The sequence below is a fragment of the Collinsella sp. CLA-SR-H006 genome, from assembly GCF_040097075.1.
GTDB lineage: Bacteria > Actinomycetota > Coriobacteriia > Coriobacteriales > Coriobacteriaceae > Collinsella.
Genome location: NZ_JBBNPD010000004.1, coordinates 119,470 through 139,603, shown reverse-complemented (window position 1 = coordinate 139,603; position 20,134 = coordinate 119,470). Strand labels below are relative to the sequence as shown.

Sequence of the window (20,134 nt, the reverse complement as noted above, 5' to 3'; positions counted from 1 at the left end):
TGGGAGCCTCCCAACCTCGTTGCGGCGCGGCTGCGCCTATGGCACTTCAACATCATTGTCGCAGCCCCGACCCGCGGTCACGAGCGGGGGCTCCTATCTTTTTAGTGCCCTCGGATTGGGTCATAGTGTCTGTCCGTCCTCTGCCTGCGGCGCTTTCCATTGTTGGTGCAGAGGGCGCTTTGCCTACTCTGGCGGGCTTTCGCTGGCTTATGCTCAACCTGCGACGTTCCCCTTGTTGGCGCAGGGGGACAGCTTGCTCGCTCTGGCGGGCTTTCGCTGACTTTTGCTCCACCTGCGGCGCTGCCATTGTTGGTGTTATGGAGCGGTGCAATGGGGTCAGGTTAGTTTGCACCAAATATGTCCGACAAGAGGTTTGACGGATGTTTGGTTGGTGCCTGTTGATGGTCTGGGTATCGGGGAGGGCGGGCTCCGTTATAATCGCCTAGAACATTAATTGGAAACGGGACGGGAGCCATACATGCGCCAGGGTTTCGACAACGCGAAGTATATCGAGCTGCAGGCTGCTCACATTAAGGAGCGCATCTCGCAGTTTGGCGGCAAGCTCTATTTGGAGTTTGGCGGTAAGCTGTTCGATGACTATCATGCGAGCCGCGTGCTGCCGGGTTTTGAACCGGACAGCAAGTTCCGCATGCTCAAGAGCATCGCCGACGATGTCGAGGTTATCATCGCGATCAACGCGAACCACATCGAGAAAAACAAGGCTCGTGGTGACCTCGGCATTACCTATGACGAGGATGTGCTGCGCCTGGTTGACCTGTTCCGCGGCAACGGCTTTGCCGTCGCGGCTGTGGTCATCACCCAGTACGCCGGCCAGCCCGCTGCCGATGTATTCCGCAACCGCCTGAACGCGCTCGGTATTCCCGCCAAGCTGCACTATCCCATCGAGGGGTATCCGCACGACGTCGACCTGATCGTGTCCGACGACGGCTATGGCAAGAATGAGTTTGTCGAGACCACTCGTCCGCTCGTCGTGGTCACCGCTCCCGGCCCCGGCTCAGGCAAGCTCGCCACTTGCCTCTCGCAGCTGTATCACGAGCACAAGCACGGCACCGCCGCCGGCTACGCCAAGTTCGAGACTTTCCCGGTCTGGAATCTGCCCCTCACGCATCCGGTCAACATCGCCTATGAGGCAGCAACGGCCGATCTCGACGATGCCAATATCATCGACTCCTTCCACTTGGAGGCCTACAACAAGACCACGGTCAACTACAACCGCGACGTCGAGGCCTTCCCGGTAGTCCGTGCCCTGATGGAAAAGATCTTGGGCAAGAGCCCCTACCAGAGCCCTACGGACATGGGCGTCAATATGGTCGGCTTTGCCATCACCGATGACGATGCCTGCCGCGACGCTTCCAAGATGGAGATCGTCCGCCGCTACTTTACCGCGGTCGAAAATGTGCGCCGTACCGGCGTGGGCGATGAGCAAGTCGACCGTCTCAAGATTATTATGAAGAAAGCCGGCATCGATAAGAACTACTCACCGGCGCGCTCGGCAGCCCTCACCAGGGAGCAGCTGACGGGTGGTCCCGTGGGTGCCATGGTCATGCCCGATGGCTCCGTGGTGACCGGCAAGACTTCCACGCGCCTGGGCGCCGCGAGCTCGCTCATCATGAATGCACTTAAGCATGTCTCGGGCGTCGACCTTGAGCTCGAGGTCATTAGCGATGAAGCGATCGAGCCCATCAGCAAGCTCAAGACGCATTTCCTGGGCAGCAAAAACCCGCGCCTCCACACCGACGAGACGCTTATGGCGCTGTCGATCACCTCGGCCACGAGTGAGACGGCCGCTCGCGTCCTTTCGGGCCTGGAGCAGCTGCGCGGTTGCGATGCCTTCTTTAGCGTGATTATCTCGCCGACGGACGAGACGGTACTGCGCAAACTGGGTATCAACGTGTGCTGCGAGCCCAAGTTTGAGCGCCGCGGTTTCTTCCATCGCTAAGTTTGAAGCACCGCGGTAATTGCATTGCATTTTGGCCGTATCGGGTTAGCGCCCGGTACGGCTTTTTGATCAATAAAGCGCCTATTTCGGCGAAAAGTAGCTGTTTACCTGCCTAGAAACAATTTGAGCGGTATACAATAACCGTAACTGTTTCATCCTTAGCGGGATGCCGCATGATGGATATTACCTGCCATCGTGAGGTGTGTCGGTCGCGCACGGCGCGTTAGATGCTCGTGCTCGGTTTGAGGAGGCTGCTATGGCGGGCAAGGGTCGTGCGAGTGTCAACGATATGAAGCGTGTCGAGGTGCTGGTATTGATGGAGATCGACCAGCAAACCGAAGACAATGGCGGGCCGTATGGTTTCTCGCGCAAAACGCTTGCCGAGCGCGTGGGGGTTTCGCCGTATCGTGCCCGCGCCGCAATCGATCGCTTGGATTCCGAAGGCATGATTGATGTCGTCTCGCGTTATAGCGACGACGGCGGTCAGCTTGCAAATGGCATTTGCCTCACCGAACGTGGCGAGTGGTATCTTGAGGGCGTCCGTACCGGCATGCTCGTTCAAGAAATGCTTGAGGACGAGGCTGCTGATCGATAGCAGCATGTAACCCTTGCCATAGCGACGCCGCCTGGGAAACTGGGCGGCGTTTTGTTTCAAGATTGAGAAATGCAATCGCATGCGAGAAAAATTGCGAACGGTCCGCGGCGCGAGTATTACAATGAAGACCCGTAAGATGTGGATAAACAACTTCTACGGGAAGCGCAGGTAACTCAATATGACCAAGCATGTGTTCGTAACCGGTGGCGTGGTTTCGTCCCTGGGCAAGGGTATCACCGCGGCCTCGCTGGGCCGTCTACTCAAGTCGCGCGGCTACAAGGTAACGATGCAAAAGGCCGACCCGTATCTGAACGTTGACCCCGGCACCATGAGCCCGTTCCAGCATGGCGAGGTCTTTGTGACCGAGGACGGCTACGAGTCCGATCTAGACCTGGGCCATTACGAGCGCTTTATTGACGAGAACCTGACCCGCGATTCCAACTTTACGACTGGTGCCATCTATAAGAGCCTGATTGCCCGCGAGCGTCGCGGTGACTTTTTGGGCGGCACCGTGCAGGTGATTCCGCACGTCACGAATGCCATTAAGGATAAGTTCCGTCGTATTGAGGAGCAGACCGGCTCCGACGTGGTCATCACTGAGTTGGGCGGCACCATCGGCGACATCGAGTCGCAGCCGTTTGTCGAGGCCATTCGCCAGTATCGCAAGGAGGCCGGCCCCGAGAACGTCTGCTACATCCACGTGTCGCTCGTTCCCTATATCGCCGCCGCCCACGAAGTCAAGACCAAGCCGACACAGCACTCCGTTAAGGAGCTCCGCAGCTTTGGTATCCAGCCCGATATTATTGTTCTGCGCTCCGACCACCATATCGACGATGCCATCCGCGGCAAGATTGCAAGCTTCTGCGACGTCGACACCGACTGTGTCTTTACCAACGAGGACTGCGCGAGCATCTACGATGTTCCGCAGCTGCTTGCCGAGCAGGACTTTGACCTGCGCATTTGCGAGCGCCTGGGTCTGGACCCGCGTGAGCGCGACATGAGCGAGTGGAACGAGTTCCTGCGCAAGCAGAATCACGCCAACCATCACGCCGACAAGGTGAAGATCGCCGTCGTGGGCAAGTATACGCAGCTGCCCGATGCCTACCTGTCGGTTATCGAGGCCCTGCACCACGCGGGCGTGTTCTACGATCGCCACGTTGACGTGCAGCTGGTCGATGGCGAGAGCCTCGACGAGCAGAACGTCTCCGAGGTCCTGGGTGACGTCTCGGGCATCTTGGTCCCTGGCGGCTTTGGCAAGCGCGCCCTGGAGGGCAAGATCCTCGCGGCCGAGTTCGCCCGCGAGCACAAGATTCCGTATTTGGGCATTTGCCTGGGTATGCAGGTGGCCGTGTGCGAATTTGCCCGCAACGTCGTCGGCCTTGCCGGCGCCAGCTCTTCCGAGTTCGATCCGGACGGCCCGTATAGTGTCATCGACCTGATGAGCTCGCAGGAGGACGTGACCGAGAAGGGCGGCACCATGCGTCTGGGTGCCTATCCGTGCAAGCTTGCTGCCGATTCCCTCGCGCGCGAGGCCTATGGCGAGGAGCTCGTCTACGAGCGTCACCGTCACCGTTTTGAGTTCAACAACGCCTTCCGTGACCAGCTCGAGGACGCCGGTCTGGTTATCTCGGGTCTTTCGCCCGACGAGCGTCTGGTCGAGATGGTCGAGCTGCCGCGCGACGTACATCCGTGGTATGTGGCCACCCAGGCTCATCCCGAGTTCAAGAGCCGTCCGACCAACCCGCAGCCGCTGTTCCGCGAGTTCGTGCGCGCCTCGATCGGCCAGCACGAGGGTGTCGACCGTCTGCAGGTGACGCCCAAGAACCTCGCTACGGACTAAGGGTGCCGGAGAACCAAGAACATACCGAAGCTACTCCCTCGTCGCTCGCTGTGGTGGCGGGGGAGTATCTCGATTACCTCGCGGTCGAGCGGGGCTTGGCGCGCAACACGATTGCGGCCTATCGTCGTGACCTGACGACGTACTGCGCCTATCTGGAGCGGGCGGGCATTGTGTCTTTTGAAGAGGTGACCCGTCAGGTCGTGGAGGGCTTTGTTGCCGATCGCCGCGCCGGAGGCTATTCCGACGCCTCGGTGGAGCGCGCGCTTGCTGCCGTGAAGGGCCTGCATGCCTTTTTGGTGCGCGATGGGGCCGTGGCCCAAAACCCGACGGCGGCGTTGCGCCTGCCCAAAAAGGCAGATCGCCTGCCGGAATACCTTTCGGTGGAGGATGTCTCGGCACTGCTCGATCAAGACTTTCCCGAGGGCGAGATGGGGCTGCGCGATCATGCCATCTTGGAAGTGCTCTACGGATGCGGTTTGCGTGTGAGTGAGCTGGTTGGGCTCGATGTGGGCGATATCCATATTGATGACGGGTTTGTCCTGGTGCGCGGTAAGGGCTCCAAGGAGCGTCTGGCCCCGTTGGTGGGAAGCGCGGCTCGCGCCTTGACACACTATATAGGTGACGGGCGCACTCTCCTGGCCGCGCATGCTCACGGGACGGAGACCTCGGCGGTCTTTTTAAATAAGAACGGACGTCGCCTGTCGCGCCAGGCCGTGCATGCGATATGCGAGCGGTATGGGCGCCAAGTGGGGCTGGTGGGGCTCCATCCCCACACCTTGCGCCACTCCTTTGCCACCCACATGCTCGCGGGCGGTGCCGACCTGCGTGTGCTGCAGGAGATTTTGGGCCATGCCGATATTTCGACCACGCAGGTCTACACACATGTCGACCGCACGCAACTGACCGAGGTCTATCTGGCGGCGCATCCGCTGGCACATCGCTAGCACCTCGCTGACCTGCATATTTATAAATATTAAGGGGGGCGGGCCCCAGATTGCCGATACGCACTTTTGCGCGCATGGGCAATCTGGGGCCCGTCCCATTTTTCGCCAGACACCGACGCGGCGGTGGGCCGTGTGTGTCGTGGGTGGGGGAGTTTGGGGGCGATGTGAACGGCGTGTAAAGGGACGTAAAAATCGCCTCAAGGTCAACTTGAAGGTTGAGGTTCGCGGGCGTGGTTCTACAGGTGGCATCCCGTCTTTGCTGCAAACACAACATATTGTGTTTTCGAACATATGCTCGGGGGTGTTTTACAGCATATTAGGCGTGGAGTGGTGGGGCGGGGTGGGGGAAGGGGTGGGGAAAGGTGTTGAAAAATGGGGCGGTTCCCCATATTATTAATGACGTCGACAGGCGGGGTGGTTCCCCGCGTACGTGCCATCTGAGTAACCGAGGGGAGGGCGCACATGGGAATGACTGGTGCATACGAGCGCAATCTCGATGCAAAAGGTCGTCTGTCCCTGCCTGCACCCCTTCGCGAGGAGCTTGGAGAGCACGTTCGCGTGTTCAAAGCCCTGGATGTCGATGCTCTGTACGTGTTCTCTGCCGAGGCCTTCGATAAGTGGGTCGAAGGACTCTTCGCGGGTCGTGAGGGCCACGAGGGTTTTAACCCGCGTGACATTAACGACCAGAAGCTCATGAGGGCGATCAACAAGCGCACCACGTCGATGGACGTGGACAGCGCCGGTCGTATCGGTCTTTCCGAGTCTCTCCGCAAGCAGGCGAACCTCGACCGCGAGGTCACGGTTGTGGGCAACTACGACCACCTTGAGGTTTGGGATCGCGCCGCGGCCGATGAGGACGATGACGATGAGGCCCTGCTGGACCTCTTCTTCTCGTAAGGGCAAGGCACGGGTAACGGATGGAGCGTGGGATCTTGACACAAGAATATCGGCATGAACCTGTCATGCTCGGCGAAGTGCTTGAGTCGCTGCAGCTCAAGAGCGGCTCCGTTGTCTGCGATTGCACTCTTGGCGGTGCCGGCCATTCGGTAAAGATGGCCGCGCAGGTGGGGGAGACGGGCCTTTTGCTCGGCGTCGATCAGGACGACATGGCCCTCGAGGCCGCTGGCGCCCGTCTGGACCGCGAGGTTCCCGGCGTTCCGCACCAGCTGCTGAAGGGCAACTTCGGCGACTTGGACGAGCTGCTTTGCTCGGCCGAGGTGCCCGGGGTCGATGGCTTCCTGTTCGATTTAGGCGTTTCGTCACCGCAACTCGATATCCCTGGCAGGGGCTTTTCGTATAACGAGGACGCCCCATTGGACATGCGGATGGATCCGGGTAATAACACCTTAAACGCAGCTGAGGTCATCAACACCTATAACGAACACGACCTCGCCCGGATTCTACGCGTCTACGGCGAAGAGAAGTTCGCCTCGCAGATCGCGCGCGAGATCGTGCGCCGCCGCGAGCAAGAACCGATTGAAACCACCGGCCAATTTGTCGAGATCATCAAGGCGGGTATCCCGGCTGCCGCTCGTCGGCATGGCGGACACCCGGCCAAGAAAAGTTTCCAGGCCATTCGCATCGAGGTCAATCACGAGCTCGATGTGCTCGAACGAGGGCTTGATGCCGCCACCAGGTGGCTCAACCCGGGCGGACGTATCTGCGTCATCTCGTATCACTCGCTCGAGGACCGTATCGTAAAGAACCACTTTAAGGAGATGAGCCAGGGGTGCACGTGTCCGCCGGAGATTCCGGTGTGCGTGTGCGGCAACGTGCCGATACTCAAGGTCATCACCCGCAAACCCTTGGTTGCCCAGCCTGATGAGGTTGAGCGCAACCCTCGGGCGAGATCAGCCAAAATCCGCGTGGCGCAGCGTCTGTAGGCGCGACCGCGCGATATTGGACCTCCCGCTCGCACCATAAACGAAGTTTAAACACACTACCAACGTACTCGGGATGGGAGGCGGCATATCATGGGCTACAACACTTCAAGCGCAGCACTCGCCTATGATATGAACGCCATGCCCGCCTATCGTGAGACGCCGCAGGCCCCCGTTGCTCCCCGTGAGCAGCGCACGCCGCGCTTTGATGTCTACACGGGCGCGGGCCGTCAGGCAAACCAGGCGGTAAGCCCGGTTTTCATGAGCGTTCTTAAAACGTTTTGCATCATTGCGGCTATCTTCATGACGATCGGCGTCGCCCGCGTGGCACTCGCCGGCGTTACGGCCCAGGTGCTCAACAGCAACGCCGAGCTTACCAACACGCTCGAAAAGGCGACCGATGAGAGCTCCGACCTGGAGGTCATGCATTCGGTCTATGGCGCCGACACGCGCATTCGCGACCTTGCGGGCGCTTATGGCATGGTGGAGCCCAGCGAGAGCGTTACACTTGACTTTTCGCAGGATGCAGCCGCGGGCGCCAACGCGACCGCGACCGCTCAGTAGCAAGACGGTAGCTGAGTATGACAAATGACTATCGCCGCGGTTCCGATGGGGGCCGCGGTTCTGGACGTCCCTCGTCGCGGGGACGTTCTGGTTATCAAGGAACGGGTCGGCAATCTTACAACGCCGGGCGGTCCCGTGGCAACGACCCGGCGTCGCGACTTCGCGGCTCGGGCGGCCCTCAAGTGCATAACACCAGGTCGCGCAAGAGTTCGTCGACCGAATGGCTCACAGGCGCACCTCTGCCTCGCCGCAAAGCCGTCATGGGCTTCATCGGGCTTGGCTTGGGCTTGGGCGTCTTTCGCCTTGCCGACTATCAAATTGTCGAAGCCGATAAACTGCGCGAGCGTGCCGATGCGCGCCGCCTGCTTGCGCAGACCCTCTATGCCAAACGCGGCACCATCTACGACCGCAACGGCAACGTGTTGGCGTCGTCGGTCGAATGTCGCAACATCGCCGTGAACCCGCAGCTTGTCGAGGATGTTGACAAGACGGTGTCGGCGCTGGTCAAGGCAACTGGAATCGATAAAAAGACCTGCCGCAAGCTCGTTGAGTCCGATGGAACCTGGGTGTATATCAAGCGCCAGGTGGACGAAGACGATGTTGCGGCGCTGGAGAAGAAGAACCTGCCCGGCGTGCTTTTTGAGCAGGCCATGAAGCGCGTATATCCATACGGCAATCTGGCATCGCAGGTGCTGGGTGTAGTGAATGTAGACAACGATGGCTTGACGGGTCTCGAAAAGCAATACAACAAGCTTCTGACCGGCACGAACGGTTCTCTCGTACGCGAGCGCGCGAGGGACGGCAGCTATATTGCGGGCGGTGCCTATAAAAAGGTGGCTGCGGTCGACGGCGTTGATATCGTGACGACGCTCGACGTCAATATCCAGCGTGCGGCCGAGGATGCCCTGGCAGAGGCAGTTGAGAAGACTAAGGCCAAGAACGGCTCGGCGCTGGTCACCGATCCTACGACAGGCGAGATTTTGGCAGCCTGCTCGTACCCGACCTACGACCAGACCGATCTGGAGAATGCCAAGACCGAGGATATGAATCTGCGCCTGGTCACCGACGCCTACGAGCCCGGCTCGGTCTTTAAGACGCTCGTGGCGGGCGCCGGCTTCGACTTGGGCGTCGTGCGATCGAGTACGTCGTTTGAGGTGCCGGCGAGCATCAAGGTGGGCGACGATACCGTCACCGATGCCGACAAGCGCGACTATGCCATGACCATGGATGTGCGCGAGATGATGCGCCGTTCGTCCAACGTGGGCTTTGTCCTAGTGGGGCGCAAGATCGGTGCCGACGACTTTGCCGCCTATGTGGACAAGTGGGGCATCGGTCACAGCTCGGGTGTCGATTTTCCGGGAGAGAGCCTGGGTATCGTCAAGGAGCGTGACCAGTATGACGGCGCCACGCTGGGCTCGATGAGCTTTGGACAGGCACTGTCCGTCTCGCCGATTGAGATCGCACGTGCCGTGGGCGGCATCGCCAACGGCGGCGTGATGATGACACCGCACTTCTATAAGTCCAGCAAAGGCGACGAGAAGGACTGGGGCGAAGGCGAGCGCGCGATTTCGGAGGACGCCGCATCCCAGGTGACATCGTGCATGCAGACGGTCGTGTCCGAGGGAACGGGCGTTGGCGGCGCGGTTGACGGCTATGACGTGGCGGGTAAGACCGGTACGGCCGAACGTGCCGACGAGAACGGCGGCTACCTCAAGGAGAACTACATGTCGTCCTTTATGGGCTTTGCACCGGCACAATCGCCCAAGGTGCTGTGCTATATCACGCTCGACGGAACGCCGAGCGGCTCAGATGCCGCTGCGGTGCCGTTCCAGTCCATTATGGCCAACGCGCTCGACGTGCTGGGTATCCCGCACACGAAGTAGGGGGTTACAATCTTTGGGGCGTGGTTTGTTGTCCCATATGAGGGTGTTCACATGCCCTGCACCACGCATGCGCGGCGCTGGGATACAATACGCCGATAGCATTATTAGGTTTACAGGGGAGCTGCAATGATAGAGATCGCCGTCAACAACCTCGCGGCCGCAACAGGGGCCCGAACCGTGACGGGAGAAGCCGATCGGGTATGCCGCGGGTGCGTTATCGACTCGCGCCAGGTCGAGGAAGGGACGATTTTCGTCGCCTTTCCCGGTGAAAACGTCGACGGCAATGATTTTGCTTCCCGTGCCGTCCAGTCGGGTGCCGGCGCCGTCGTGATGACGCGTGAGCCCGAGGCCGAGCTGGTCTCGCTGGCGCAGGACAAAGGATGCGCCATCCTGCTGACCGATGATCCCGAGGAGTTTCTGCTGCGTTTGGCGCACGCGTATCGCCTGGAGCTTGGCTGCCTGGTCGTTGGCATTACCGGTTCCATCGGCAAGACGACGACCAAGGACGTGCTCGCCGCCGTGCTCGCCAAGCGCTATCGTGTCTGGGCCACCAAGGGCAATTTCAATAACCTGATCGGCATGCCGCTCACGGTGCTTTCCGCTCCGGCCGATACCGAGGTCCTGGTGCTCGAGATGGGCATGAACCATTTCCACGAGATTGAGCGCCTGTCCCAGTCCGCCAATCCCAACCTTGCCATCGTGAGCAAGATCGGCACCTCTCATATCGGCATTTTGGGTAGCCGCGAGAACATCGCCCGCGCTAAGGCCGAGATTGTCCAGGGTATGTGCGCCGCTGGCGACTTCTTGCCGCTTCTGGTTTTGGGCGGCGAGGACGACTTTACGCCGTTCATTCGCGATACGTTCGCCCAGCCTGCTGGTATTGACGTGATGCTGGCCGGCGTCTCGGACGATGATGAGGTCCGCGCCCGCGACATTCGTGTTGATGACGAGGGCCGTCCGGTCTTTACGCTCGATTTTGGCCAGGGCGAGACAATCGATACCATGCTTGCCATCCCCGGCGTGCAGTCCGTTCCAAATGCCGTTAAGGCCGCCGCGGTTGCCTATCGCCTGGGCGTGACGCCCGAGCAGATCGATGCTGCCTTTAGAGGCCTCACGATCACCGGTCACCGCCAGGAGATCAAACGCGCCAAGAGCGGTGCCCGCGTCATTGACGATTCCTATAACGCCAGCGCCGAATCCATGGCTGCTGGCCTCGATCTACTGTGTTCGCTTTCCTGCACGGGGTCTCGCATGGCGATCTTGGGCGAGATGGGCGAGATGGGCGATGAGGCTCCTCGCATGCATGAACTCGTGGGCGCCTATGCCGCCGCCAAGAAGCTCGACATGCTGGCGTGCGTGGGTGGTGAGCTGGCCCAGCTTATGGCCGATGCCGCGCGCATGATGGGCATGGACGAGGACCGCATCCAGGTGTTCTCCGATTATCAGCAGGTGCTCGACCGCATGGGCGGCGCGCTTGAAAAACATGATGTTGTACTGGTCAAGGGTTCCCGCTTTGTTGAGCTCGACCGCTTTGTGGAAGGTGTGTGCTAGCCCATGTTCGGCAATCCCTCGTATCCAACGTATCAGGCTTTTTTGGGGCTTGGCATCGCCGCCGCTATTGCGCTGCTGCTCATGCCGTGGTGGATCAAGCTACTCAAGGTCGAGGGTATCGGCCAGCAGGTTCGTGCCGACGGCCCCAAGCGTCATTTGGTTAAGCAGGGAACGCCCACCATGGGTGGTGTTGTCATCCTCGTCGCGATCTCGCTGACCTGCCTGCTGATGGGCAAACTCACCACCGAGCTCGTGCTCGTGCTCCTCGCCACGCTGGCGACCGGCGTGCTGGGCCTGATCGACGACCTGACCTCCGTTACGCATGGGCGCTCGCTCGGTCTGACGCCTCATGCCAAGATGATCGGCCTAACCATTATCTGTGTCACCTTTACGGTACTTGCCGTCAACTGGTGCGGCGTCGCCCCCGAGATTCGTTTTCCCGGCGGCCTGACGATTGACCTCGGTGTTCTTTCGACCACCATCTGCGGCCTTTCGTTCCCGTGGCTCTACATTGTCTTTTGCTGGCTGATGATCGCCGGTCTTTCTAATGCCGTGAACCTGACCGATGGCCTTGACGGTCTTGCTGGTGGCACCTCCATGATTGCCATGCTCGCCATGGCTGCGATGGCGTTTTTGCACGGAGACGTGAACCTGTCCATCTTCTGCACCGCGTGTGCCGGCGCCTGCTTGGGCTTTCTGTGGTTCAACTGCTATCCGGCGAGCATCTTTATGGGCGATACCGGCTCGCTTGCCCTGGGCGCCGCGTTTGCCTGCACGTCCATCATGACCAACACCGAGGTCGTCTCCCTCATCATCGGCGGCCTGTTTATCGTTGAGACCCTGTCGGTCATGATTCAGGTTGTCTACTTCCACTTTACGCACAAGCGCGTCTTCCTTATGGCGCCCATCCATCATCATTTCGAAAAGAAGGGCTGGGCCGAGACCAAGGTCGTCATCCGTTTTTGGATTATCGCTGCGGCCTTTGGTGCCGTTGGCCTAGCCCTGTTCTTCCAGTTGGGATAGTGGTCTTTCATGCCTCTTGCTGATGTCTTTAGCCTGCTCGTTTTGGGTCAGGGCAAATCCGGTCTCGATGTCGCCCGCTGGGCGCTGGCACATCCCGAGCGCGTAAGTGCCGTTACCGTGTATGGCGGTGGCACCTCTGAGCCCAATGACGCCACGCGTGCGCTCGAGGCTGCTGGTGCGTCGTTTGTCTATGGGACCGAACAGGTCGAGGGCGCCTATGACGTATGCGTGACGTGCCCGGGCATCTCGGAGTTCTCGGGCTTCTTTAAGGCCGGGCGCGAGCGTGCCGCCCAGATTATGGGTGAGCCCGAGTTTGCCTATCGCCTGTCGCCCGATAACTGGATTGCCATCACGGGCACCAACGGCAAGACGACCACCACGTCGCTGACTGATTTTCTGCTTAAGGCTGCCGGCGAGGCCAGCGTTGCTGTCGGCAACATCGGCGAGCCGCCGGTAAACGAGATTGACGGCCGAGCCCACAACGAGTGGTTTGTGGCTGAGCTCTCGAGCTATCAGATTGCTACGACAACCGAGCTCCACCCCCGCGTGGCGGTGCTGCTCAACATCACTCCCGACCACTTGGGCTGGCATAAGAGCCATAAGAACTATGCGCTTGCCAAGATCAAACTGTTTGACAATATGGTCGATGACGATCTGGTGGTTGTCGACGTCGAAGACGCCGGCATTCACGAGTTCGATGAGTACATCTACACGCCGGGTCGTCGCATCTGCAAGGTTGCCTTTGACGAGCCTGAGGGCGAGGATGCCGCCTTTGTGCGCGATGGCAAGATGATCGTGCGTCTGAAGGGTGTCGAGACCCCGCTCATCGCTACATCCGAGCTCAAGATCTCGGGCCATCACAATGTTATCAATGCCCTGTGCGCTGCCACGGCTGCCTTGGCAGTCGGTGCCGATGTCGATGGTGTCTGCCGCGGTCTTGCCTCGTTCCAGCCGCTCGAGCACCGCGTGGAGCCGTGTGGCGAGATTGACGGCGTGCGCTACGTCAACGATTCCAAGGCGACCAACACCGATGCGGTCGAGAAGGCACTGACGGCATTTCCCGATGACGACGTGATCTTGCTGCTCGGCGGCCACGATAAGGGCACGCCGCTCACGGACTTCGCGCGCGTCGTTATGGACAACGTGCGCTCGGTCGTCTGCTTTGGCGATGCGCGCGAGCGCTTCACCGCCGCTATGGACGAGGCCGATGTCGATGGCGATGTGGATATCGCCCAGGCGGATGACCTGCGCGACGCCGTGGACGTTGCCCGTTCGCTTTCGAGCCGTGGTGACGTGATCTTACTTTCTCCTGCCTGCTCTTCGTTCGATGAGTTCTCGGGCTATGAGGAGCGCGGCCGCGTGTTTAAGGACTACGTGGCTCAGCTTGCCGCTACAGCGAAATCACAAATGGAATAGGGGTTGCGGTGAGAGAGGAGAGCCCCCGACAAGGTATGAGGAGGCCCGACTCGGACCGTGCTTCCTCACGTCGCACCACACCGCGTTCCAGCCGCGGCGGGCAGTCGTTTAGCGAACGCTATATTGCCGGCGTTCCCGCCCGTATCATGCGCCCCCGTTTGATATTCATGGCCTGCTTGTTTACCTTGGTATGCTTTGGCCTGCTGATGGTGTACTCGGCGTCTTCGGTCGAGGCGCTGCACGAGAATGGCTCGGCGACGTTTTTTCTGGGTCGACAGGCCGCGTTTGCCGTGGTCGGTGTTCTGGCGCTGATTGCCATCGTGCGCGTTTTGCCGGACAGCTGGTTTGGGGAGGATGTGCTCAGGATCTTCCTTATCGGCATGATAGGGCTACTGCTTCTGGTGTTCTTGGTGGGCAGCGGCAGCCGCGGCGCCACGCGCTGGCTCAACATCGCCGGTATTCAGTTCCAGCCTTCCGAGTTTTTAAAGCCATTTGCCATTGCGTATTCGGCCATCATGCTTGATCGCTTCTTTTCGCCCGGTGGCAACATCAACGAATTCCTTCGCAAGATGGGCATCTACCTGGGCATTTCGCTCTTTCTGATTTTTATCCAGCCCGATTTCGGTACTGTCCTGATCATCCTGTTGACCCTCATGTGCATGGCGTTGTTTGCGGGTCTCGACCCCAGATTTATCATCGGCGTGCTAATCTTCGGCATTCTCGTGATCGTGATTGCGCTTGTCGCAGAGCCATACCGTATGGTGCGTATTCAGGTTGCCTTGAACCCTTGGGCCGACGAGTATGGTGACGGCTATCAGGCCACGCTTGCCATCATGGCCTTTGCCTCGGGCGGTCTGTTCGGCCGTGGCATCGGCAACTCAACCATGAAGTACTCGTATCTGCCCGAGGCACACAACGACTACATCTTGGCCATCATTGGCGAGGAAGTCGGTTTTGTCGGAACCGTGCTGTTCTTCTTGGTGTTTGCGATGCTGATCTACTCGGCGTTTCGCATTGCCGAGCAGGCGACCGATCGTCGGGGCGCGCTCATGGCGTCTGGCTCCGCGGTCATTCTCGCAGTGCAGTTTTTGATTAACGCGCTGGGCATCCTCAACGTGTTTCCCATGACGGGCAAACCGTTGCCGTTTATTAGCTACGGCGGTTCGTCGATTATTGTGTCGCTCATGCTTGCCGGGTTGATCCTGCGCGTTTCGTACGAGAGCGCCCGCCGCGATGAGTATGACCGCCGCCGTGAGAGCTTTGCCGTTATGGATGAGAGTACCGCCGGCGTGCCCCACGTGCGCGGCGAGCGATCTTCGCGTAACGGTTTTACCGTCCTGGATGGCTCTGCGACCGACCCCGCAGCCCGCCCGCGTCAGCGAACGGCGCCGCAAGGTCGTCCTCAGCGCCCCACTCCTCGCAATGCGGGCGGCGGATATAATCGAATCGATTTGAACTCAGACCCGTCGGCGCGTCTGCGTACCGACGGCCAGGGACCGCGTGTACGAAGGGACTACCATGACCGATAAAATGACCGTTGCTATTGCAGCCGGCGGCACGGCAGGGCACATCAACCCCGCGCTCGCCTTGGCCGAAGAGCTCCGTGACCGTGGCCACCACGTTGTGTTCGTGGGCCAGTCGCGCAAGCTCGAGGGTCGTCTGGTCCCCGAGGCTGGGTTTGATTTTGTGCCCATTACGGTCACGGGCTTCGACCGCTCCCGTCCTTGGACGGCGCTGACCTCGCTGTGGCGTGTCAACAAAGCCAAGCGTGCGCTCGCCAGTCATTTCTCAAAGGTCGGCAAGCCCGATGCCGCCATTGGTTTTGGTGCCTATGTCGAGGTTCCGCTGCTGGGGTGGTGCAAGGGCGCGGGCGTTCCGTATCTGCTGCATGAGCAGAACTCTGTTCCGGGCCTGGCCAACAAGATGATGAACTCCCACGCCGCCCGCGTGTGCATCTCGGTGCCGGCAGCGCGTTCGGTCTTTGAGCGCGAAGGTGACCCTGACCACGTGCTCATGACCGGCAACCCCGTACGTCGCTCGGTGATCGAGGGCGATCGCGCTCGCGGCCGCAAGGCACTTGGCGTTCCCGAGGACGCTACGCTGCTGCTCGTCTTTGGCGGTTCACTTGGCGCCCAACACCTCAACGAGCGCGTGGTTTCGCTCAAAAACGAGCTGCTTTCGCGCAAGAACCTCTATGTGTTGCATTCGACGGGTGCCGACGGCTTTGAGGAGACCGAGCGCGCTTTGGCGCTGACGCCCGAGGAGGCGAAGCGTTACCGCGTCCAGCCTTACATCGACAACATGGGCGATATGCTGGCTGCTGCCGATTTGGTGCTCGCGCGTTCGGGCGCATCGAGCGTGGCCGAGATCGCTGCGCTCGCCGTGCCCTCGGTGCTCGTGCCGTATCCGCATGCGACGGCCGACCACCAAACCACCAATGCTCGTTATCTGGTCGACGCCGGGGCCGGCGTGCTCTGCGCCGATGCCGATATCGACGGTTCTGCCTTTGCCGATGAGCTGCTGCACCTGGTCGATGACGCGGCGGCACGCGACGCCATGCGTCAGGCGGCGCGTGGTCTGGCTCAGGATAGGGCCGCCGCTCTTCTGGCGGATGCGGTAGAGGGTTTGCGTTAGTTAGACGGGATATCGTCGGTCGCCCTCGCGCTGATGCGGTAGGTGCGGTACAGTTAACGGGTTACAGGCAGTGTTTACGCAAGGAGTACACGAGCACATGGCTGATTCCCAGACTGCAACCTCCGCGCCCGAGTTTAAGAGCGCCCACTTTATCGGTATCGGCGGCGCCGGCATGAGCGGCATCGCCCTCGTTCTGCACGAGCGCGGTTATGCCGTTACCGGCTCCGACCTTAAGACGTCACGTTATATCCGCCAGCTTACCCGCGCTGGTGTGAAGGTGCATGTGGGCCATGAGGCCGCCACGATCGACGAGGTCAAGCCCGACGTGGTTGTTGTCTCCACCGCTATTCCGGAGTCCAACCCTGAACTCGTGCGCGCTCGCGAGCTTGGTATTCCCGTGTGGCCCCGTGCCAAGATGCTCTCTGCTTTGGGCCACGGCTACACCACCGTCGCTGTTGCCGGCACGCATGGCAAGACCACCACGTCTTCGATGTGCGCCACCATGCTCGACCGCATGGGTCTGGATCCGAGCTTCCTGATCGGTGGCATCGTCGAGGGCTATGACACGAACGGCAAGAACGGCTCGGGCGACTACTTTGTCGCCGAGGCCGACGAGTCCGACAGTTCCTTCCTGTTCCTGAACCCCAACGTGGTCATTGTGACCAACGTCGAGGCCGACCACCTCGATCACTACTCGGGTATCGAGGAGATCGAGGCGACTTTCGCCAAATTCATGAGCCTGGTGGGCGAGGACGGCACCGTCATCGTCTGCGGTGAGGACCCGCATCTGGTCGAGCTCGCCAAGTCGACGGGTCGTCACGTGCTTTCCTACGGCTTTGCCGAGAGCAACGACATCGTCTGCATGCACCCGGATGTTAAGGGCATCCAGAGTGACTTTATCGTTCGCTTTGAGGATGGCACTGAGCATGCCGTGGAGATCAAGAGCAATCCCGGTCGCCACAACATGCTCAACGCCACGGCGGTACTCACCGTCGCCCATGTCCTGGGCCTTGACATCGACGCCGCCGCCAAGGCGCTCTCGAGCTTTGAGGGCGTCCGTCGTCGCTTTACCCACGTGGGCGATATCGATGGCATCACCGTGGTCGATGATTACGGCCATCACCCCACCGAGATCAAGGCGACGCTTGCTGCCGCTTCGTCGCTGGGCTACAAGCACGTCGACGTCGTGTTCCAGCCGCACCGCTATTCGCGCCTGCAGGCCCTGTGCGACGACTTTGCCGATGCATTTGCCAATGCCGATAAACTGCTGCTGATTGATGTGTTCTCGGCTGGCGAGATGCCCATTCCGGGTGTCACCTCTAAGATGCTCGCCGATACCGTGCGCGCCAAGCATCCTGGCAAGGAGGTCGTGTACTGCTCCAGCCGTCTTGAGCTCAATCAGGAGCTCGAGCAGATGGTGGGCGAGGGCGACCTGCTGCTCACTATGGGTGCCGGTGACGTTACGACCGTCGGTCCCGAGTTCATTGAGTATCTGACTGCCAAGAAAGACGCTTAAGTCTAATGGGTCTGTTTAACGCCGTCATGGCGCTCTCGGGCATGATCGACACGGATGTGATCGAGGACGAGCGCCTTGCGCGTCATACGAGCTATCGTATCGGCGGCAAGGCCGACCTCTTTGTGACGTGCCATAGCTATCATGCCCTTCGCCGCGCCGTGGCGGTGCTCGATCGCGAGCAGGTGCCGTGGGTCATCATCGGCAAGGGCTCCAATCTGCTGGTTGCCGATGGCGGTTATCGCGGCGCCGTCATTTCGCTCGGACGTGAGTTTCAGCGCACGGTTGTTGCCGATGACGGTTGTACGCTGACGGTCGGTGCGGGCGTGATGTTTGCGCGCCTGGTCAACGATGCCCTGTCGCGTAGCCTCTCGGGCCTTGAGTTTGCCGTTGGCATCCCTGGCTCGGTTGGCGGTGCGATATCTATGAATGCCGGCACACGGACCGAGTGGATTGGCTCGCTGGTTGAGGATGTCGTAACGTTTGACCCGGCATCCGGTATCAAGCATTATGCGGGGTCCGAGATCACTTGGGGCTACCGCGAATGTAGCCTTCCCCGCAATGAGATCATCCTCGAGTGCGTGCTCAAGCTTAAACCGGCGCCCAAGGCCGACATTCGCGAGCGCATGGAGCGGTACCTGACGAGGCGCAAGCGTACACAGCCCATGGGTCGCGCATCCTGCGGGTCGGTCTTTCGCAACCCGCCCGATGCGAGCGTGGGCAAGCTTATCGAGGATTGTGGATTAAAGGGTTTTTCGATTGGCGGCGCGGAAGTTTCGCCCGTTCACGCTAATTTTATCGTTAATAACGGAACTGCCTCGGCCGATGACGTTGCCGCGGTTATCAGACATGTGCAAGGAAAGGTGAGGGAGGCGTATGGCATCGAGCTCAGACCGGAAGTTAAATTCCTCGGCTTCTAGAGCATCGAAACCCACCTTCCGCCGCGCCGGAGGGCGTTCCGGCGCGCCTGCCAAACCTCAACGCAATACCGTCGCGCACTCTAAGTCTGTCGGGCATGCTCGACAGACCAGTCGTCCGGTTGTCGGCTCGCAGCTCGGTAATCGTCCGGCCGCAAAAAAGTCCTCGCGTCCCTCGGTGACGTCAAAGCCTGTTATGGGCGCCAAGCCTGCCCGTCCTATGGCAACTCCTAAGCCCTCGACAGGAACTAAGGCGGCGCGTCCGAGTCGCACGCTGGGCGCATCGAAACCGCGCTCGCTGACATCGGTGCCGGCTACCGCCAAGAAGCCTTCGGGTAAAAAAGGCGTCAACCCGTTGTCTTCACTTGGGGCGATGGCAAATAAAACGTCAGAGGCCGCTTCTCTCGTTGCAGGCAAAGGCAAAATCGTGGGCGGCGTTCTGGCTGTCTTGGCCGTGCTCGTCGTCGTTGCCATCGTGGTTATCAACTCTGGATTGTTTACCGCCACTGATATTCAGATTCAAGGCAGCGAGCATGTGACGAAGCACGATGCTATCCAGCTGATCGATTTGCCCGAGGGGACGTCGCTTTTTAACGTCGATCCCGACCAGATTACCGAGGACCTCAAGCAGAACCCGTGGGTCTCGGGCGTGGATGTCCAGCGTCAGTTCCCACATACGCTCATCATTACGCCGATGGAGCGCAAGGTCATTGCAATTGCCTATATCAGCTCCGATGACCTTGCCTGGGCCATCGGGGATGATGACACCTGGATCGCCCCGCTGTCGACGTCGGTCGAAGTGGATGACCAGGGCAACGTCATCACGACGGGGCAGGGCTCAAATACCCTGACCGGCATTGATGCCGCACTGGCGCTCGCTAAGCACTATGGCGCGGTGTTGTTGACTGATGTCTCGGCGGATGTCGCTCCGGTTTCCGGCCAGGCGGTGAGCTCCAAGGCCGTTAAGGCTGGCTTGGATTATGTGCGTGGTTTTTCGAGCGAGTTCTTGGGACAAGTTAAGGATATTTCCACGCCTTCGGTCGAAGCCATCTCGGCAAACCTCAATAACGGCATTGAGGTGTCGCTGGGCGATTCGAACGATATCGTCAAGAAGGAGCGCGTAGTTACCAAGCTGCTTTCGCAGGTAGAGGGCGTAACGTATATCAATGTGCGCTCTCCGGGTAACTATACATTTAGGAACGCTCCGACCTCGTAGCGCTGGTTGATGCTTTGTTGAGGGGCCATACCACGCCGTTTATCTGGTTTGTTTGGTTTTCACGGTCAATTATTTGACTGATACGTTCATAATGTGCAAACATAATACGGTTTACCTTTGCATTTACTTTCAACCTGAAGGTTAATGTGCGCAGGGGTCGACCCATGCTATGGCTATAACCTTTGTTCGGAGGACCGA

16 protein-coding genes are annotated in these 20,134 nt (G+C 59.9%); all 16 read left to right on the top strand.

The annotated features are described in order from the left end of the window. Window positions 1–478 precede the first annotated feature (478 nt). The 16 genes from AAA069_RS04060 (at window position 479) to AAA069_RS03985 (ending at window position 19,936) form a co-directional block, all read left to right on the top strand. Complete coding sequence (locus AAA069_RS04060) at window positions 479–1,960, top strand: DUF1846 domain-containing protein (RefSeq protein WP_006234276.1); 1,482 nt, start codon at window positions 479–481, stop codon at window positions 1,958–1,960. Window positions 1,961–2,216: 256 nt separating this feature from the next. Then, window positions 2,217–2,555, top strand: coding sequence for a hypothetical protein (locus AAA069_RS04055; RefSeq protein WP_022094205.1), 339 nt, complete (start codon window positions 2,217–2,219; stop codon window positions 2,553–2,555). A gap of 178 nt (window positions 2,556–2,733) precedes the next feature. Continuing rightward, window positions 2,734–4,395 (top strand): CTP synthase, encoded by a 1,662-nt coding sequence (locus AAA069_RS04050; protein WP_148332216.1) that lies wholly within the window; start codon window positions 2,734–2,736, stop codon window positions 4,393–4,395. A gap of 2 nt (window positions 4,396–4,397) precedes the next feature. Next, window positions 4,398–5,339 carry a site-specific tyrosine recombinase XerD gene (gene xerD, locus AAA069_RS04045; RefSeq protein WP_349127638.1) on the top strand — a complete coding sequence of 314 codons (942 nt, stop codon included), beginning with the start codon at window positions 4,398–4,400 and terminating at the stop codon, window positions 5,337–5,339. A 462-nt stretch (window positions 5,340–5,801) separates the two neighbouring features. Continuing rightward, window positions 5,802–6,236: a division/cell wall cluster transcriptional repressor MraZ gene (locus AAA069_RS04040; RefSeq protein WP_006234269.1), complete on the top strand. Its 435-nt coding sequence runs from the start codon at window positions 5,802–5,804 to the stop codon at window positions 6,234–6,236. A 20-nt stretch (window positions 6,237–6,256) separates the two neighbouring features. Then, a complete protein-coding gene (gene rsmH / locus AAA069_RS04035; protein ID WP_117584231.1) occupies window positions 6,257–7,222 on the top strand; it encodes a 16S rRNA (cytosine(1402)-N(4))-methyltransferase RsmH in 966 nt (321 codons plus the stop codon). 90 nt (window positions 7,223–7,312) lie between these two features. Continuing rightward, window positions 7,313–7,783 carry a hypothetical protein gene (locus AAA069_RS04030; protein WP_022094483.1) on the top strand — a complete coding sequence of 157 codons (471 nt, stop codon included), beginning with the start codon at window positions 7,313–7,315 and terminating at the stop codon, window positions 7,781–7,783. A gap of 182 nt (window positions 7,784–7,965) precedes the next feature. Then, window positions 7,966–9,666, top strand: a complete 1,701-nt coding sequence (locus AAA069_RS04025) for a penicillin-binding protein 2 (protein ID WP_306421710.1) — start codon at window positions 7,966–7,968, stop codon at window positions 9,664–9,666. A gap of 126 nt (window positions 9,667–9,792) precedes the next feature. Beyond that, the gene (murF, locus tag AAA069_RS04020) at window positions 9,793–11,217 is read left to right on the top strand and encodes a UDP-N-acetylmuramoyl-tripeptide--D-alanyl-D-alanine ligase (RefSeq protein WP_195245715.1); all 1,425 of its coding nucleotides are present in this window, start codon (window positions 9,793–9,795) and stop codon (window positions 11,215–11,217) included. 3 nt (window positions 11,218–11,220) lie between these two features. After that, window positions 11,221–12,240 (top strand): phospho-N-acetylmuramoyl-pentapeptide-transferase, encoded by a 1,020-nt coding sequence (gene mraY, locus AAA069_RS04015; RefSeq protein ID WP_006234262.1) that lies wholly within the window; start codon window positions 11,221–11,223, stop codon window positions 12,238–12,240. A gap of 9 nt (window positions 12,241–12,249) precedes the next feature. Beyond that, window positions 12,250–13,656: a UDP-N-acetylmuramoyl-L-alanine--D-glutamate ligase gene (gene murD / locus AAA069_RS04010; protein ID WP_349127637.1), complete on the top strand. Its 1,407-nt coding sequence runs from the start codon at window positions 12,250–12,252 to the stop codon at window positions 13,654–13,656. Between the two features lie 35 nt (window positions 13,657–13,691). Then, window positions 13,692–15,185, top strand: coding sequence for a putative lipid II flippase FtsW (gene ftsW / locus AAA069_RS04005; RefSeq protein ID WP_195520528.1), 1,494 nt, complete (start codon window positions 13,692–13,694; stop codon window positions 15,183–15,185). Further along, window positions 15,175–16,290: an undecaprenyldiphospho-muramoylpentapeptide beta-N-acetylglucosaminyltransferase gene (gene murG, locus AAA069_RS04000; RefSeq protein WP_349127636.1), complete on the top strand. Its 1,116-nt coding sequence runs from the start codon at window positions 15,175–15,177 to the stop codon at window positions 16,288–16,290. Before ftsW ends, murG begins: the two co-directional genes overlap by 11 nt. A gap of 97 nt (window positions 16,291–16,387) precedes the next feature. Further along, window positions 16,388–17,806: a UDP-N-acetylmuramate--L-alanine ligase gene (murC, locus tag AAA069_RS03995; protein WP_055286074.1), complete on the top strand. Its 1,419-nt coding sequence runs from the start codon at window positions 16,388–16,390 to the stop codon at window positions 17,804–17,806. 5 nt (window positions 17,807–17,811) lie between these two features. Beyond that, window positions 17,812–18,723 (top strand): UDP-N-acetylmuramate dehydrogenase, encoded by a 912-nt coding sequence (murB, locus tag AAA069_RS03990; RefSeq protein WP_349127635.1) that lies wholly within the window; start codon window positions 17,812–17,814, stop codon window positions 18,721–18,723. A 424-nt stretch (window positions 18,724–19,147) separates the two neighbouring features. Then, a complete protein-coding gene (locus AAA069_RS03985; protein WP_022094490.1) occupies window positions 19,148–19,936 on the top strand; it encodes an FtsQ-type POTRA domain-containing protein in 789 nt (262 codons plus the stop codon). Window positions 19,937–20,134: the final 198 nt, after the last annotated feature.

Excerpts from the sequence above, each read along its gene's own strand:
- AAA069_RS04040 (WP_006234269.1), top strand. The coding sequence starts at position 5,802 with ATGGGAATGACTGGTGCATACGAGCGCAATCTCGATGCAAAAGGTCGT.
- murC (WP_055286074.1), top strand. The coding sequence starts at position 16,388 with ATGGCTGATTCCCAGACTGCAACCTCCGCGCCCGAGTTTAAGAGCGCC.
- murB (WP_349127635.1), top strand. The coding sequence starts at position 17,812 with ATGGGTCTGTTTAACGCCGTCATGGCGCTCTCGGGCATGATCGACACG.
- AAA069_RS04060 (WP_006234276.1), top strand. The coding sequence starts at position 479 with ATGCGCCAGGGTTTCGACAACGCGAAGTATATCGAGCTGCAGGCTGCT.
- rsmH (WP_117584231.1), top strand. The coding sequence starts at position 6,257 with ATGGAGCGTGGGATCTTGACACAAGAATATCGGCATGAACCTGTCATG.
- murF (WP_195245715.1), top strand. The coding sequence starts at position 9,793 with ATGATAGAGATCGCCGTCAACAACCTCGCGGCCGCAACAGGGGCCCGA.
- AAA069_RS04030 (WP_022094483.1), top strand. The coding sequence starts at position 7,313 with ATGGGCTACAACACTTCAAGCGCAGCACTCGCCTATGATATGAACGCC.
- ftsW (WP_195520528.1), top strand. The coding sequence starts at position 13,692 with ATGAGGAGGCCCGACTCGGACCGTGCTTCCTCACGTCGCACCACACCG.
- murD (WP_349127637.1), top strand. The coding sequence starts at position 12,250 with ATGCCTCTTGCTGATGTCTTTAGCCTGCTCGTTTTGGGTCAGGGCAAA.
- murG (WP_349127636.1), top strand. The coding sequence starts at position 15,175 with ATGACCGATAAAATGACCGTTGCTATTGCAGCCGGCGGCACGGCAGGG.
- mraY (WP_006234262.1), top strand. The coding sequence starts at position 11,221 with ATGTTCGGCAATCCCTCGTATCCAACGTATCAGGCTTTTTTGGGGCTT.
- AAA069_RS04055 (WP_022094205.1), top strand. The coding sequence starts at position 2,217 with ATGGCGGGCAAGGGTCGTGCGAGTGTCAACGATATGAAGCGTGTCGAG.
- AAA069_RS04050 (WP_148332216.1), top strand. The coding sequence starts at position 2,734 with ATGACCAAGCATGTGTTCGTAACCGGTGGCGTGGTTTCGTCCCTGGGC.